11 protein-coding genes and 2 pseudogenes are annotated in these 15,816 nt (G+C 69.4%); 7 read left to right on the forward strand and 6 right to left on the reverse strand.

Translation table 11 applies throughout. The annotated features are described in order from the left end of the window. Window positions 1–54: 54 nt before the first annotated feature. The 4 genes from NTM_RS28425 to NTM_RS28440 all read right to left on the reverse strand — a co-directional run bounded on the left by NTM_RS28425 (window position 55) and on the right by NTM_RS28440 (window position 6,644). A complete protein-coding gene (locus tag NTM_RS28425; RefSeq protein ID WP_163769308.1) occupies window positions 55–942 on the reverse strand; it encodes a type IV toxin-antitoxin system AbiEi family antitoxin domain-containing protein in 888 nt (295 codons plus the stop codon). Window positions 943–1,067: 125 nt separating this feature from the next. Continuing rightward, window positions 1,068–3,956: an MMPL/RND family transporter gene (locus NTM_RS28430; protein ID WP_163769309.1), complete on the reverse strand. Its 2,889-nt coding sequence runs from the start codon at window positions 3,954–3,956 to the stop codon at window positions 1,068–1,070. Between the two features lie 337 nt (window positions 3,957–4,293). Beyond that, entirely contained in the window at window positions 4,294–5,469 is a 1,176-nt protein-coding gene (locus tag NTM_RS28435) for a M20 family metallopeptidase (RefSeq protein WP_163769310.1), read from the reverse strand. Then, a complete protein-coding gene (locus NTM_RS28440; protein ID WP_163769311.1) occupies window positions 5,466–6,644 on the reverse strand; it encodes a M20 family metallopeptidase in 1,179 nt (392 codons plus the stop codon). The genes NTM_RS28435 and NTM_RS28440 overlap by 4 nt, the downstream gene beginning before the upstream one ends. Window positions 6,645–6,690: 46 nt before the next feature. Here NTM_RS28440 and NTM_RS28445 point away from each other — a divergent pair, with 46 nt between their 5' ends. Continuing rightward, window positions 6,691–7,485 carry a purine-nucleoside phosphorylase gene (locus tag NTM_RS28445; protein WP_163769312.1) on the forward strand — a complete coding sequence of 265 codons (795 nt, stop codon included), beginning with the start codon at window positions 6,691–6,693 and terminating at the stop codon, window positions 7,483–7,485. Here NTM_RS28445 and NTM_RS28450 read toward each other — a convergent pair. Next, the gene (locus tag NTM_RS28450) at window positions 7,431–8,555 is read right to left on the reverse strand and encodes an AbrB family protein (RefSeq protein ID WP_163769313.1); all 1,125 of its coding nucleotides are present in this window, start codon (window positions 8,553–8,555) and stop codon (window positions 7,431–7,433) included. The two genes, NTM_RS28445 and NTM_RS28450, sit on opposite strands and share 55 nt — an antisense overlap. 90 nt (window positions 8,556–8,645) lie before the next feature. Here NTM_RS28450 and NTM_RS28455 point away from each other — a divergent pair, with 90 nt between their 5' ends. Continuing rightward, window positions 8,646–9,086 carry a MarR family winged helix-turn-helix transcriptional regulator gene (locus NTM_RS28455; protein ID WP_083146794.1) on the forward strand — a complete coding sequence of 147 codons (441 nt, stop codon included), beginning with the start codon at window positions 8,646–8,648 and terminating at the stop codon, window positions 9,084–9,086. Window positions 9,087–9,218: 132 nt separating this feature from the next. After that, window positions 9,219–10,820 carry a phospho-sugar mutase gene (locus NTM_RS28460; RefSeq protein WP_163769314.1) on the forward strand — a complete coding sequence of 534 codons (1,602 nt, stop codon included), beginning with the start codon at window positions 9,219–9,221 and terminating at the stop codon, window positions 10,818–10,820. A gap of 2 nt (window positions 10,821–10,822) precedes the next feature. Here the strand turns inward: NTM_RS28460 and upp are convergent, their stop codons facing one another. Further along, window positions 10,823–11,446 carry a uracil phosphoribosyltransferase gene (gene upp / locus NTM_RS28465; RefSeq protein ID WP_083146795.1) on the reverse strand — a complete coding sequence of 208 codons (624 nt, stop codon included), beginning with the start codon at window positions 11,444–11,446 and terminating at the stop codon, window positions 10,823–10,825. A 51-nt stretch (window positions 11,447–11,497) separates the two neighbouring features. Between upp and NTM_RS28470 the strand changes: the two genes are divergently transcribed. The 4 genes and pseudogenes from NTM_RS28470 to NTM_RS29115 all read left to right on the forward strand — a co-directional run. Next, the gene (locus NTM_RS28470) at window positions 11,498–11,806 is read left to right on the forward strand and encodes a type VII secretion target (protein ID WP_104863066.1); all 309 of its coding nucleotides are present in this window, start codon (window positions 11,498–11,500) and stop codon (window positions 11,804–11,806) included. After that, on the forward strand, window positions 11,806–12,918 hold the full coding sequence (locus tag NTM_RS28475) for a C40 family peptidase (protein ID WP_163769315.1): 1,113 nt from the start codon (window positions 11,806–11,808) through the stop codon (window positions 12,916–12,918). The genes NTM_RS28470 and NTM_RS28475 overlap by 1 nt, the downstream gene beginning before the upstream one ends. Before the next feature lie 387 nt (window positions 12,919–13,305). Beyond that, window positions 13,306–14,904, forward strand: a pseudogene (locus tag NTM_RS29110) (hypothetical protein); the annotation flags it as partial. Between the two features lie 23 nt (window positions 14,905–14,927). Continuing rightward, window positions 14,928–15,816: pseudogene (locus NTM_RS29115) on the forward strand (hypothetical protein); the annotation flags it as partial.

Genomic DNA, 15,816 nt, shown 5'->3' on the forward strand with positions numbered 1-15,816 from the left:
GAGCGCGCGGGTCTGCCCGCCGACGCGCCGCCGCTACCGGCACGGCACGCACCCTCACGCCGCCCGAGCGCGCGTCAACTGCTCGCCGATCCGCGCCACGATCGCGCGGCCGCCGTCCCTGAGGTCGTCGGCGACGATCGGAATCACCGTCAGCCCGACGGCCATCAGCGCCAGCTGACGCTGCCGGTCGCGGCGCAACGCGTCCGGGTCGGAGTGCCAGTCGAACCCGTCGTACTCCGCGACCACACCTGCTTCCGGCCAGGCGAAGTCGACGCGCCGCAGGTCCCCGTTACCGTCGACGATCTCGTACTGCAGCTGCGGCGCCGGCAGGCCGCCGTCGAGCATGGCCAACCGCGCGACGCTCTCGCCGGGTGACTCGGCGCGCCCGTCGGCGACCGGCAGCAGGTTGCGCACCGCGACGATGCCGCGGCGCCCCTTCTGTTCCAGTGCCGCGCGCCACAGGTCGGCGCGGGTGCAGGTGCCGCTGCGCAGGGCTGCGTCGAGCGTGGCCAGCGCGCGGGGGCGACGCAGGCTGCGGGCCACCTCGACCGCCGTCCACGCCGGCGAGGTGACCCGTCGCCCGTCGACGACCACCAACGGCGCGCCTTCGCGGCGGTGCACCACGAGGCCGTCGGCATCCCGCAGTCCGCATCCGGGCGGGTTGAGCACGTGCAGGTCCCGCGGCTGCTCGGTATCGAAGCCGTGCACCGCGGCAGCGGTCCCGAGACACACCGCGACCCGCGTGCCGGTCGCGAGGTCCAGCCCGTGCAGCCGCAGGCCGTCGTCGGGCTCACCGAGGCAGTAGATGCCCTGCCAGATCCGTTCCAGCACACCGGTGTTGACGAACTTCTCGAAGCGGCGGCGCGGCAGGTGGGCGAGGATCTGGCCGCTGGTCGCGACGCCGTGCTGTGCGTCGATGAGTGCCAGGAGTTCGTCGTTCATGACGCCGATGCTGGGACGTCAACGGTCGGCCGCGACAGCCCTCATCGGCGAACTGGGGATGGGTTCGGGTTTGGGGATGACGCGCTCAGGACGAGCGCGCGCTCAGCGCCAGCCGGGGCGGCGTGTCACTGTTCAGACCCGCGCGCTCGCGGTGCGACCGCAGCCGGTGCGGCCGGAGTCGGCCACGGCGACGGGACCGGTCGGGTGCGGATCCGCTGCGGCCACCAGAACCAGCGGCCCAGCAGCGCCGCGATCGACGGCGTCATGAACGACCGGATCACCAGCGTGTCGAAGATCAGGCCCATGCCGATGGTGGTGCCGACCTGACCGATGATCGTCAGGTCGCTGACCGCCATCGTCATCATCGTCAGCGCGAACACCATGCCCGCCGCCGTCACCACCGAACCGCTGCCGCCCATGGTGCGGATCAGGCCGGTGTGCACGCCGGCGTGCACCTCTTCCTTCAGGCGCGACACCACCAGCAGGTTGTAGTCCGCCCCGACCGCCAACAGGATGATCACCGCCATCGGCAACACCATCCAGTGCAGCTCGATGCCGACGAGGTGCTGCCACACCAGCACCGACAGCCCGAACGACGCGCCCAGGGACAGCACCACGGTGCCGACGATCACCGCCGCGGCGATGATCGCGCGCGTCAGGATCAGCATGATGATGAAAATCAGTCCGATGGCGGCGATTCCGGCGATCAGCAGGTCATAGCGGGTGCCGTCGGCCATGTCCTTGAACGTGGCGGCGGTGCCGCCGAGATAGATCGTCGACCCCTCCAGCGGGGTGCCCTTGATCGCCTCCTTGGCCGCGGTCTTGAGCTTGTCGATCTTGTCCACACCCGCCGGTGACAGCGGGTCGCCCTCGTGGGCGATGATGAATCGCACCGCCTTGCCGTTGGGTGAGATGAACTGCTCGATGCCGCTTTGGAAGTCGGCGTTGTTGAACGCCTCCGGGGGCAGATAGAACGTGTCGGCGTTCCACGCGTCGTTGAAGGCATCGCCCATCGCCCCGGAGTCGACCTGCATCTCGGCGGCGGCGTCGAGCTGACCCTTGTTGGTCTGCATCTGCGTCAGCATCATGTCGCGCTGCGACTTCATGGTCTCGATCTGCGACGGCATCAGCTTGACCAGCTCCGGCATGATCGCGGCCATCCGCTCCAGGTCCGGAACCAGCTCCTGGGTGTTCTCGGTGAGCAGGTTCGTGCCGTCGATCAGTTCGAACAGCGAGCGCATCGACCAGCACACCGGGATGTTGTAGCAGTGCGGTTCCCAGTGGAAGTAGTTGCGGATCGGGCGGATGAAGTCCTCGAGATCGGCGATGTGGTCGCGCAACTCGGTGATGTCGGCCGCCATGATCTTCGTCTTGGCGACCATGCTGTTGGTGATCTCCGACATCTGACCCATCAGGCTGTGCATCCGCTCCATCACGTTGATGGTGGTCTGCAGTTCCTCGGCCTGGGCCTTCATATCGTCCATGCGGTCGAGCATGTACTTCTCGTTGAGCTGTGACGTGGTGCTCTGCCGGCTCATGATGTACGGGATCGACGTGCTCTTGATCGGCTTACCGTCGGGACGGGTGATCGTCTGCACCCGACCGATGCCCTCGACCGCGAACAGCGCCTTGGCGATCTTCTCGATCACGATGAAGTCGGCCGAGTTGCGCAGGTCGTGGTCGCTCTCGACCATCAACACCTCGGGGTTGAGCCGCGCGGGTGAGAAATGCCGTTCGGCTGCGGCGTAGCCGACGTTGGACTGGATGTCGTCGGGCAGGTAGTTCCGGTCGTTGTAGCTGGTCTGGTAGCCGGGCAAGGCCAGGAGCCCGATCAGTGACACGGCGACGCTGGCCACCAGGATGGCGCCGGGCCAGCGCACCGTGACCGCGCCGATCTTGCGCCAACCCCGCACGCGCATGGCCCGTTTGGGGTCCAGCAGACCGAACTTGCTCGCGACGGTGACCAGGCCCGGACCGAACGTCATCGCCACCGCGATGAGCACCAGCATGCCCAGCGCCAGCGGCACCCCGAGGCTCTGGAAGTACGGCAGCCGGGTGAAGCTCAGACAGAACGTCGCCCCGGCGATGGTCAGGCCCGACCCGACGATGACGTGCGCGGTGCCGCCGAACATCGTGTAGTAGGCCTCTTCGGTGGTCGCGCCGCTGCCTCTGGCCTCCTGATAGCGGCCGACCAGGAAGATCGCGTAGTCCACCGCGATCGCGATCGCGAGGGTGACCAGCAGGCTGGTCGCGAAGGTGGACAGCCCGATGATGTCGTGGAAGCCGAGGAACGCGACCGCGCCGCGCACGGTCATCAGGCTCAGCCCGACCATCACCAGGATCAGCAGCGTCGTGACGATCGACCGGAAGAACAGCACCAGCATGATCGTGATGACCAGGAACGTCAGCGCCTCGACGAACCGCATGCTGGAGTGCCCGGCGTCCTCCTGCTCGGCCGCCAGTGCCGAGGCCCCGGTGACGTACGCCGCGACGCCGTCTGGCGGTTGGCTCGCGTTGACCAGGTCCTGTACGGCGCGCACCGACTCGTTGGCCAGCGCCTCACCCTGGTTACCCGCGAGGTAGACCTGGAAGTAGGTGGCCTTGCCGTCCGCGCTCTGGGCGCCGGCTGCGGTCAGCGGATCGCTCCAGAGGTCCTGGACGTGTTCGACGTGCCTGGTGTCGGCTTCGAGACTTTCGATCAGATCCGCGTAGTAGGCGCGCGCGTCGTCGCCGAGCGTGTCCTGTCCTTCGAGGACGATCATCACCGAGCTGTTGGACTCGTATTCCTCGAAGACCTTGCCGATGTGCTCCATCGAGATGACGGCGGGCGCTTCGTCCGGGCTCATCGAGACCGAGCGCAGCTTGCCGACCTCTTCGAGCTGCGGCACCGAGACATTCAGGAATGCGGCGATGGCCACCCAGATCAGGATGATCGGAACCGACGCCCGCCGAATTAATTTGGCGATGCCATAAAAATGCGGCTTCGCGGGTCCGTCTTCGCGCAAGCGGCTCATCGGGACTCATGCTCTTCGCGCAAGCGGCTCATCGGGACTCATTCTCTTCGCGCAAGCGGCTCATCGACGCCCGTCCACCTACGACTCCTCCACAGCGCTCACACGAAATCGTTACGGCACGGCCGTATTGCGACCCGAAGAATGCGATTAGTAGAGCTAACCTATCCCACCGGTGGGTGTGTGGCCAACCCTTGCGAACCTCGTGTGGTGCGCCCCGCGATTGGACGCCGACGTGACGTGAGGCACACCTCATCGGCCGACGAACGCGCGGCCGCTGCCAGATTACGCGGCGCGTCGGTGCGCAGACGCGCGCGCTCGCGGGGCAAGCGAACGTCCCCTACTGAACGGCCGCGCTCTGCTCGACCAGGTTCACCATCAGCCGCACCCCGACGCCGAGCGCGCGCTCGTCGAGATCGAACGTCGGCTGGTGCAGGTCGAGCTGCGGGCCCTGCCCGCTCCACACCCCGAGCCGGGCCATGGCGCCCGGGACCTCTTCGAGATACCAGGAGAAGTCCTCGCCGCCGCCGGACTGATGGGTGTCGGCGAGCACGCCCGGCCCGATCGCCTCGATCGCGTGGGTCAGGATGCGGGTGGAGACCTCCTCGTTGACCACCGGCGGCACGCCGCGGCGGTACTGCAGCACGTGCTCCACGCCCAGCGGCGCGAGCAGCGAGGACACGGCGTCGGTGACGATGTCTTCCAAGGTCAACCAGGTCTCGCGGCTGGCCGTGCGGATGGTGCCGGACATGGTCCCGGTCTGCGGGATCGCGTTGGCCGCGATGCCGGCATGCACCGAGCCCCACACCATCACCGTGCTGTTGCGGGGGTCGATGCGCCGCGACAGGATCCCCGGTACCCCGGTGATCAGCGTGCCCATCCCGTAGACGAGATCGCCGGTCAGGTGCGGGCGCGAGGTGTGCCCACCGGGCGAATGCAACGTGACCTCGATGTGGTCGGCCGCCGACGTGATCGGTCCCGGTTTGGTGGCGACCTGCCCGACCGCCAGGTGCGGGTCGCAGTGCAGCGCGAAGATCCGCGACACCCCGTTGAGCGCGCCGGCCGCGATCGCGTCGAGCGCACCGCCGGGCATCAACTCCTCGGCGGCCTGGAACAGCAGCCGTACCCCGACGGGCAGTTCGGGGGCCGACGCCAGCGCCATCGCCGCGCCGAGCAGCACCGAGGTGTGCGCGTCGTGTCCGCACGCGTGCGCGACGCCGGCCACCTCCGACGAGAACGGCAGACCGGTGCGCTCGGCCATCGGCAGTGCGTCCATGTCGGCGCGCAACGCCACCCGCGGGGCGTCGTCGGGCCCGAAATCGCACGTCAGGCCCGTCCCGCCGGGCAGCACCTTCGGGTTCAGGCCGGCGTCGGCCAGCACCGACGCGACGAACTGCGTCGTCGTGAACTCCTGCCGTCCCAGCTCCGGGTGCCGGTGGATGTGTCGGCGCCACCCGACGAGGTCGTCGTAGTGGTCGCTCAGCCAGCGGGCGGCGGCGTGCTTCAACACGCTCATGACGCCCGCCTCTGCCACAGCTCCAGCACCCTGCCCCTTTCGACATCCGACTCCGCCAGCGCCACCACCGTGCGCGCCAGCATCGTCGCTCCTTCGATCACCGCGGTGTCCGCGCTGGCGTTGACCGCCGCGGCCGTGAACTGTGGCTGATGGATCGACGCGCCGCCCGCGTCGATACCGACGACCGGGTGGATGCCCGGCATCACCTGCGTCACGTTGCCCATGTCGGTGCTCCCCAGCGGGAAGGACGCCTCCAGCTCGGGCGGCACCGGCGTGCGGCCCAGCCGCACCATCTCGGCGCGGACCGTCTCGGACAGCCACGGGTCCGGCGTCAGTTCGGCGTAGGCGGGGGCGGTCTCGGTGACGACGTGCTCGCAGCCGGTACCGACCGCACCGGCGGCGAAGCAGCCGGCCATCCGGGTTTCCAACTCCCGCAACGACTCCGAGTTCGTCGCACGCATCGTGTAGCGCAGTTCGGCGTGCGCCGGGATCACGTTGGAGGCCTGTCCCCCGTCGGTGACGATGCCGTGCACCATCTGCCCGGGTGCGAGTTGCTGACGCAGCAGCCCGATCGCGACCTGGGTCACGGTGACGGCGTCGGCGGCGTTGACCCCGAGGTGCGGTGCGACCGCGGCGTGCGATTCGCGGCCGGTGTAGGTGATCGTCGCCTCCGACAGCGCCAGCGACCGGGCCGCCGCGATGTCGATCGGCCCGGGGTGCAGCATCACCGCCGCGGCGATGTCGTCGAACGCGCCCGCGTCGAGCATCAGGGCCTTGCCGCCGCCGAGTTCCTCGGCCGGCGTCCCGAGCAGCACGACGGTCAGCCCCAGCGAATCGGCGACCTCGGCCAGCGCGAGCGCGGTGCCGACCGCGGACGCGGCGATGATGTTGTGGCCGCACGCGTGCCCGATCCCGGGCAGCGCGTCGTATTCGGCGCACACCCCGATGACCAGCTCGCCGCTGCCGAACACGGCGCGGAACGCGGTGTCCAGGCCTGCGACCTCGGCGATCTCGAATCCGCGCTCGGCGACCAGGGCCTGGGTCTTGGCGCGGCTGCGGTGTTCGTCGAACGCCAATTCGGGTTCGGCGTGGATGGAATGGGACAGCTCGAGCAGATCACCGCGCCGACGGGTCACCGCGTCCTCGACGGATCGCGACGCGGCGGGGCTGGGCATGCAGGCAAGTATCCCACTGTGCAAAACCCGCACTAAGCTGCCGCCTGTGGACGATCCGGCAGCGCACGCCCGACAGGCCGCGGACACGCTGGCCCGGCGCACCGGCGTCGACTCCCACGACGTCGCCGTGGTCCTCGGCTCCGGCTGGGCGCCGGCCGCTACGCGGCTCGGCGAGCCGACGGCGTCGGTCCCGATGGCCGAGCTTCCGGGGTTCACCCCGCCCAGCGCGCAGGGCCACGGCGGGCAGGTGCTGTCGGTGCGGGTCGGTGCGCATCGGGTTCTGGTGCTGCTGGGGCGAATTCATGCCTATGAGGGCCACGATCTGCGCCACGTCGTGCATCCGGTGCGCACGGCGTGCGCGGCCGGTGTGCACACGGTGGTGCTGACCAACGCCGCGGGCGGATTGCGTCCGGAGTTCACCGTCGGCCAGCCGGTGCTGATCAGCGACCACCTCAACCTGACCGGACGATCGCCGCTGGTGGGAGCCCAGTTCGTGGACTTGGTCGATGCGTACTCGCCGCGGCTGCGTGACCTGGCCCGCAGCATCGACCCGTCGCTGCCCGAAGGCGTCTACGCCGGGTTGCCGGGCCCGCACTACGAGACGCCCGCCGAGATCCGGATGCTGCGGACGCTGGGCGCCGACCTGGTCGGGATGTCGACGGTGCACGAGACCATCGCCGCCCGCGCATGCGGCGCGCAGGTGCTCGGGGTGTCGCTGGTAACCAACCTTGCCGCCGGCATGACGGGGCAACCGTTGAACCACGAGGAAGTCCTGGAGGCCGGCCGTCAATCCGCGACGCGGATGGGTTCGCTGCTGTCCGCGGTGATCGCCGGGCTCTGATCTCGCCGACCGAACCGGCGGCCGGCCCACACCACGGCGCGGGCCAGCAGCGGTGCGGCGAAGAGCATCAGCAGGATCCGCACCACCTGCGCGGCGATGATGAAGGTGACGTTGGACCCGGTTTCGGCGGCGGTGGCCAGTACCGCGTAAACCCCGCCGGGGCTGGTGGCCAGATAACCCTCCAGCAGCGTCAGCCCGGTGACCCGGGACAGCAGGATGCCCAGCCCCGCCGTCGCGACCCCGATCACGACGATCAGCGCGACCGCGGCGGGCAGCAGACGCCCGACACTGCGCAGCGATTCGCGGGTGAACGCCAGCCCGGCCTGCCACCCGATCAGCATGTAACCGGCCTGCACCAGCAGCAGCGGCACCGACAGCCCGAACGACAGCCCGCTGAGCTCCAGCACCACGGTCAGCGCGAGCGGACCCAGCAGTCCCGCACCGGGCAGCCGGATCAGCCTTCCACCGATCGAGCCCACCACGATCAGGGCCATCATCAACGGGATGCTCAAATACCATGGCAACGAATGATTTTCGGCCACCTGCGGTGCCGCCTGGGACCGGTCGGCGTGGTAGATCAGCGTCACCACCACAGGCATCGAAGCCGTCACCAGCCCCACCCGCAGGTACTGCACGACGGCCACCACGCGGTCGTCGCCGCCAAGTTCCCGGGCGATCGCGACCAGCCCGGAGGCGCCCCCGGCGACGAGCGCCAGCGACCCGGTCAGCGGGGTCACGTCCCGGCGCAGACCGAGCAGCGCACCGGCCACGATGCTGAGACCCAGGGTCGCGACGGCGACCGCGAGGACGATGCCCCAGTCACCTCGGAGGGTGGCCACCGCGTCCTGCTGCACCATGGTGCCGATGTAGACGCCGAGCACTCCCTGCGCGGTCACCCCGAGCTTGCGCGGGACCCCGCGCGGCCCGGCGGCGATCAGCGCCCACGCGATGCCCACCACGAGTGCGGCGAACAGCGCCGCCGACGGCACGCCGATCAGCGTCAGCGGGACGGTGACCGCGACCGTCGCCGCGAGCAGGGTCGTCCAGTTCAGTATCAGCCGCCAATTCATCTTGATGCCAAGTATGCTCTTGGCAATTCAAGATCTCAACGAGGAGAAATGTTCCATGAGGCACAGTCAATACCAAGTTTGGACTTGGTAATGGAGGGTGAGCCGACTCCAGGCGCGGCCACTGAGCTGCGGGAGTCGCTGATGGCGGTGGCGCGGCAGCTGCGGCGGCACCGCCCCGACAACGGGCTCACGCTGAGCCAGATGCAACTGCTCGGAGAGATCAACCGCGCCGGGGTGACGACCCCGGCCGAGCTCGCGACGCGCATGCATGTGCGCGTGCAGTCGCTGACCGATTCACTCAACGAACTGGAGAGCCGAGACCTGATCGCGCGCCGCCCCGACGAGGCGGACCGGCGCAGACAGCTCGTCGAGACCACCGATGACGGGGCGGCGCTGCTGGCCGCCGACCGGGCCGAGCGCGACACCTGGCTGCACCAGACCATGCGCGACAACCTGTCCGAGTTGGAGTGCGACCTGCTGATGCTGGTGGCGCCGATCCTGCGTAAGCTCGCCGAATCCGAACCGCGGTAACGGTGGGCGCCACCGCCGCGCTGAGTGCCGCCGCGCTGAGTGCACGCATTGTGATCGGTTTCCGGCGGATTTCGGACAACAACCGTGCACTCGGTCACCGCCGCGCGCACCCTGGCCGGGCACAATGACGGGATGAGGTCGCCGTGGTCAACCGCAGTGCAGGAGTGGCTGTCCCACGATCCGGATCCGGCGTCGGCCGCCGAACTGGCCGGATGCGACGACGACGAGCTCGCCGACCGGTTCGCGCAGCCGTTGACGTTCGGCACCGCCGGCCTGCGCGGGCCACTGCGGGCAGGACCGAACGGAATGAACCTGGCGGTGGTGATGCGGGCGACGTGGGCGGTGGCCCGGGTGCTCGCCGACCGGTCACTGGCCGGATCACCGGTGGTGGTCGGCTACGACGCGCGACACCGCTCGGCGGAGTTCAGCCGTGCTGCCGCTGAAGTCTTTGCCGCGCAGGGCTTTTCGGTGATGCTGATGCCCTGTGCGGTGCCGACGCCCGCAGTGGCGTTCGCGGTGCGTAACACGGGTGCCGCGGCCGGGGTGCAGATCACGGCGTCGCACAATCCGCCGCAGGACAACGGCTACAAGGTGTACTTTGCGGGCGGTCTGCAGATCGCCTCACCCACCGACCGTGACATCGAGCGGGTGATCGCCTCGGCGCCGCCGGCCGACGAGATTGCGCGCGTGCCCGTCGAACCGTCGGGAGCCGAGGTGTTGCGCGCCTATGTCGAACGCGCCGCGACGGTGCGCCGAGGCGCCGGAGCGGCCCGGATCGCGTTGACCCCGATGCACGGAGTGGGCGGCGAGTTCGCCCTGGACGCCTTGGCGCTGGCCGGGTTCGACGACGTGCATGTCGTCGAATCGCAGTTCGCCCCGGACCCCGACTTCCCGACCGTCGCGTTCCCGAACCCGGAGGAGCCCGGCGCATCGGATCGGTTGACGGCGCTGGCCGCCGAGGTCGGCGCCGACCTCGCGATCGCGCTGGATCCCGACGCCGACCGCTGCGCCATCGGGGTGCCGACCCCGGATGGCTGGCGGATGTTGTCCGGCGACGAAACAGGCTGGCTGCTCGGCGATTATCTGCTGTCGGGGCGGGACTGCAGTGACGCTGTGGTCGCGAGCACCGTGGTGTCCTCGCGCATGTTGGCCGCGATCGCCGCCGCGCACGGGGCCCGGCACGTCGAAACCCTGACCGGCTTCAAGTGGCTGGCCCGCGCCGACGACGGCCTCGACGCGACACTGGTGTACGCGTACGAGGAAGCGATCGGGCACTGCGTGGATCCTGACGCGGTTCGGGACAAGGACGGCATCAGCGCGGCGGTACTGGCCGCGGATCTGGTTGTGGCGCTTGGCCACCGCGGTGTGACGGTGCTCGATGCCCTCGACGAACTGGCACGCCGGCACGGTGTGCACAGCACCACCGCCGTCACCCGGAGGGTCGGTTCACCGCGCGAGGCCGCGCAGTTGATGGAGCGGTTGCGCAAGACCCCGCCGCGGGAGGTCGCCGGGTTCGCGGTGACCGTCGAGGATCTGGCGCCGCGCACGGATGCGTTGGTGTTCTCCGGTGACGACGACACCACCACGGTGCGGGTGGTGATCCGGCCGTCGGGGACCGAGCCGAAACTGAAGTGCTACATCGAGATCCGCTGCTCCGGTGATCTGGCGCCGGCCCGCGACCGCGCCGCCCGAGTCCAGGACGCGGTGGCCGCCGCGGTGCGCGACTGGGCCTGAGGTCAGCGCGGGCCGAACTGGCGATCGCCGGCGTCGCCGAGGCCGGGGACGATATAAGCGATGTCGTTGAGGCCGGAGTCGATCGCCGCGGTGTACAGCCGCAGTTCGGGGGCGACCTTCTCCAGCGTCCTGAGCCCCTCCGGGGCGACCACCACGCAGATCGCCGTGACATCGACCGCGTCGCGCGCATAGAGCAGCTCCAGCGTGTGCGCCATCGAGCCGCCGGTGGCCAGCATCGGGTCGAGCACGATGACCGGTTGACGACTCAGATCGTCGGGCAGCGACTCCAGGTACGGCGTCGGCTGGTGGGTCTCCTCGTTACGGGCCACCCCCACGAAGCCGACCCGGGCTTCCGGAATCAGCGCATGTGCCTGGTCGACCATGCCCAGACCGGCCCGCAGCACGGGGACCAGCAGCGGCGGGGTGGAAAGCTTGGTCCCGGCGGTCTCGCACAGCGGGGTGCGCACGGGGATGGTGTCGATCGCGAGCTCGCGGGTGGCCTCGTAGACCAGCATCATCGTCAGGTCCCGCAGCGCGGCGCGGAACCCGGAGTTCTCGGTGCGCTCGTCACGCAGGGTCGTCAACCGTGCCGCGGCCAGCGGGTGATCCACAACGCGCACATCCATGGCTGTCGACCTTAGTGGGAACCGTCGCGCGGTTCGCGACGTCATAACGATATGTACGCGCGCCTGTCGGTCGACACCGATCTGGTCCATGGCTACGGCGATGCCTGCGAGCTGCACGCATCCGCTCTCGACGCGGTCTCCGTGCGGCTGCGTGCAGCCGGCAGCGGCTCGGTGCAGACGTTCGGTCCGGTGGGGGCGTCGTTCCTGGCATCGCTGGCCCGCGCGACGGCGGCGGAGGCTTCGGCCCTCGCCCGGTTGCGCGGCGTGCTCGTGGCGGGCACCGCTGCGGCGGCATCCTCGGCTCGGGACTACGACGCGGCCGACGTCTCCGTGGCGGCGCGACTCCCCGGTGGGCGCTGATGCCGGGGGCGACGGTCGAGGCGCTGGCCGCACCGATCCGCAGGCTGCAGACATTGGTCGGGCCCGGGTTCGCGGGCGACCCGTCCGCCGATCCGGTATCGGCGCTGCGCGGGGTGCGCCAGATGCTGGACGACATCGTGGGCTCGTCGGGGCAGGCGTGGCGGACGGTGGAGGCGGGCTGGGCGGGCGCGGGCGCCGACGCGGCCGCGGACTTCGCCGCGAGCACCTCGCGGGCGATCGACGACGCCGCGCAGCGGGCGAGCACGCTCGGGGTGGCCGCCGAGGACGCCGCCGCCGCGGTGGCGAGGGCACATCAGCGGCTGCAGGCGATCGTCGACGAGTTCGAGGCGAAGGCAACCGCATTGGAGCCGCACCTGGATTCCCCGGGGGTCGCTCGCGAACTGCTGACCACGGCCAGGAACGCCTTGAACGACGCGATCAGGGTCGTCGAGGAACTGCAGGGTGAGTTGGACAGGCAGGCTCGGGTCGTCGACGCCACCACGGCGGGGGCGGCGCCGGCGACGACGGTGCCGGCGTCCTCGGTGCCGGCGTCTGCGGCGGGCTATGGGCCGGGTGGGGCGGCGCCGGGCGCCGGCCTCGGCGGTGCCGGGATGCCCGCCGGCTTGGGTGGCTTCGGGGATACCGGCGCCGTCGGCGAGATGGCTGCGTTCACCCGTCCGGACGGCACGGAGGTCGCGGATGCGGCGGAGTTCGGCGAGGGTGTCGCCGTGCGACTCCCGGACGGCACCGTGGTGACCGCGCCCAATCCGGTCGCCGCCGACGCCGTCCGGCACGCACTGACCCAGCTGGGCGTCCCGTACCAGTGGGGCGGGACGACACCGGGGGTCGGGTTGGACTGCAGCGGTCTGACGCAATGGGCGTATCAGGAAGCGGGACTGGGCCTTCCACGGCTCGCGCAGGAACAGGATGTCGGCGCCTCGGTGGCCGGGAACGCGGTGTTGCCCGGAGACCTCGCGGTGTGGGACGGACACGTAGCGATGGTCGTGGGCGACGGACTGATGGTAGAAGCCGGCGATCCGGTCAAATTGTCGCCGATCCGGACGGTCAATGCCGGGCAGGGTTTTCAGGGTTTTTGGCGACCCACGGCGTGAGAAGACGGTGCCAGAACACAGTAGGAATTGTTGCCTTGTGAAAGGCATCAGAGCACCTCGCTCACAGCCAACTGCCAGGTTCAATTTCCGTTCGCGCACACTACTTTTGCGCACATTCAGAGCGACTCTCTAATTCGTGAGAATGCTGGACTGCGCGTTCGCGGTGCGATAAATTCCGCAGGTAATTGCACGATTGGGCCTGCACGCGGTCGGGGGCAAGAAATGCCATTTCAGAAGTGCGTGATCGGACCCGACGATGAATCGCATCCGTGGAGATCGGCCGCATCCCTCGCTGTGAGCACTGCGTGGGCTGCGGCCGGCCTTGTGGGGCTGGGCCTCACCTGGGCGACGATGACGGTGGAGCCGGCGGCTCCGCATGTGGCGCTGATGAGCTACACCACCGAGTCTCCCGACGACGACGGAACGGACGGGCAGGACAGCGACCCCATCGACTCCGCTCCGCCTCAGGATGAGGAGGATCCGGAGCCCGAGGAAACCAACACCGACGACCTCGACGACGAGCTCAACGAAGACGGCGACGCGCCGGGTGACGACCCGCCCGACGATTCCGGCGTCGAGACTCCGGATCAGGACACCGACGGCGACGGGTACCCCGACAGCGATGAGGCCGCGGCGGGCAGCGATCCCGGTGACCCGTCGAACTTCCCAGATTCGGGCGCGGGGGACTCCGATGGTGACGGGTTCAGCGACGACGACGAGAACGCCGCCGGCACCGACCCCTGGAACTCCGGCAACTACCCCGGCTCAGCCGACTGGTACTACGGCGACTCCGACGGCGACGGCTACACCGACGGCGACGAGAGCATCGCCGGCACCAACCCCAACGACTCCTCCGACTACCCCGGCTCCGCCAACATCGACTCCGACGGCGACGGCTACACCGACGCCGACGAAAACGCCGCCGGCACAAGCCCAAACGACGCATCAAGCTACCCAGGGGCACTCGACTACACCGACAGCGACGGCGACGGCCACACCGACGCCGACGAATACGCCAACGGCACCGACCCCTGGAACTCCGGCAACTACCCCGGTTCCGGCGCCAACGACACCGACGGCGACGGCTACACCGACGACCAGGAATACCTCGCCGGCACCGACCCCAACAACTCCTGGAACTACCCCGGCTCAGGCGGAGCCAACTACACCGACTCCGACAACGACGGCTACACCGACGCCGAGGAAAACACCGCCGGCACCAACCCCTACGACAACACCAACTACCCCGGATCCACCCCACCCGACAACGACGGCGACGGCTACAGCGACACCGACGAGAACCTCGCCGGAACCGACCCCAACGACGCCAACAGCCACCCCGGCACACCCCCCACCGACTCCGATGGTGACGGCTACAGCGACGGCGACGAGAACGCCGCCGGCACCGACCCCTGGAACTCCGGCAACTACCCCGGCTCCGCCAACGACACCGACGGCGACGGCTACACCGACGACCAGGAATACCTCGCCGGCACCGACCCCAACAACTCCTGGAACTACCCCGGCTCAGGCGGACCCAACTACACCGACTCCGACAACGACGGCTACACCGACGCCGAGGAAAACACCGCCGGCACCAACCCCTACGACAACACCAACTACCCCGGATCCACCCCACCCGACAACGACGGCGACGGCTACAGCGACACCGACGAAACCCTCGCCGGAACCGACCCCAACGACGCCAACAGCCACCCCGGCACACCCCCCACCGACTCCGATGGTGACGGCTACAGCGACGGCGACGAAAACGCCAACGGCACCGACCCCTACAACCCCTCCCACTACCCCGGTTCCGGCGCCAACGACTCCGACGGCGACGGCTACACCGACGACCAGGAATACCTCGCCGGCACCGACCCCAACAACTCCTGGAACTACCCCGGCTCAGGCGGACCCAACTACACCGACTCCGACAACGACGGCTACACCGACGCCGAGGAAAACACCGCCGGCACCAACCCCTACGACAACACCAACTACCCCGGATCCACCCCACCCGACAACGACGGCGACGGCGCGACACCGCCGGAACCGACCCCAACGACGCCAACAGCCACCCCGGCACACCCCCCACCGACTCCGATGGTGACGGCTACAGCGACGACGACGAGAACGCCGCCGGCACCGACCCCTGGAACTCCGGCAACTACCCCGGTTCCGGCGCCACCGCCAACGACACCGACGGCGACGGCTACACCGACGACCAGGAATACCTCGCCGGCACCGACCCCAACAACTCCTGGAACTACCCCGGCTCAGGCGGAGCCAACTACACCGACTCCGACAACGACGGCTACACCGACGCCGAGGAAAACACCGCCGGCACCAACCCCTACGACAACACCAACTACCCCGGATCCACCCCACCCGACAACGACGGCGACGGCTACAGCGACACCGACGAAACCCTCGCCGGAACCGACCCCAACGACTCCGGCAGCTATCCGGGCGCTCCCGACTACACGGATACCGACGGCGACGGCTACACCGACAGCGACGAGAACGGGACCGGCACCGACCCCACCGACGCGTCCAACTATCCCGGCTCTCCCCCACCCGGAAGTGACGACAACCCGACCGGCCCGGTGGCGGAAGAGCCATTGCCTGGCCCCGATCCGACGGACGGATCGAGCGATCCACCCCCGCCTGGTCCAGCCGATCCCACCAGTGCGGACCCGAGCGATAACGACGGCGTTGACGAGGTCCCGGACGGCCCAGCACCGCAGGATCCGACGGACACCCCGGCCGACCCGTCAGAGGATCCGGTCACGGCGCCGGAAGACTCCGAGGAGTCCCCGCCCAGCTTCTTCGAAAGCCTTGCCGCCTCGTTCCGGGAGGCCGTGACGCGCACCGTCGCGTGGGTTTCGAGCCTGG

The sequence above is a fragment of the Mycolicibacterium parafortuitum genome (assembly GCF_010725485.1).
Classification (GTDB): domain Bacteria; phylum Actinomycetota; class Actinomycetes; order Mycobacteriales; family Mycobacteriaceae; genus Mycobacterium.

Bases quoted from the DNA above. Each gene is read 5' to 3' on its own strand.
- NTM_RS28425 (WP_163769308.1), bottom strand. From the start codon at position 942: ATGAACGACGAACTCCTGGCACTCATCGACGCACAGCACGGCGTCGCG.
- NTM_RS28470 (WP_104863066.1), top strand. From the start codon at position 11,498: ATGTACGCGCGCCTGTCGGTCGACACCGATCTGGTCCATGGCTACGGC.
- NTM_RS28460 (WP_163769314.1), top strand. From the start codon at position 9,219: ATGAGGTCGCCGTGGTCAACCGCAGTGCAGGAGTGGCTGTCCCACGAT.
- NTM_RS28435 (WP_163769310.1), bottom strand. From the start codon at position 5,469: ATGAGCGTGTTGAAGCACGCCGCCGCCCGCTGGCTGAGCGACCACTAC.
- upp (WP_083146795.1), bottom strand. From the start codon at position 11,446: ATGGATGTGCGCGTTGTGGATCACCCGCTGGCCGCGGCACGGTTGACG.
- NTM_RS28440 (WP_163769311.1), bottom strand. From the start codon at position 6,644: ATGCCCAGCCCCGCCGCGTCGCGATCCGTCGAGGACGCGGTGACCCGT.
- NTM_RS28455 (WP_083146794.1), top strand. From the start codon at position 8,646: ATGGAGGGTGAGCCGACTCCAGGCGCGGCCACTGAGCTGCGGGAGTCG.
- NTM_RS28430 (WP_163769309.1), bottom strand. From the start codon at position 3,956: ATGAGCCGCTTGCGCGAAGACGGACCCGCGAAGCCGCATTTTTATGGC.
- NTM_RS28450 (WP_163769313.1), bottom strand. From the start codon at position 8,555: ATGAATTGGCGGCTGATACTGAACTGGACGACCCTGCTCGCGGCGACG.
- NTM_RS28475 (WP_163769315.1), top strand. From the start codon at position 11,806: ATGCCGGGGGCGACGGTCGAGGCGCTGGCCGCACCGATCCGCAGGCTG.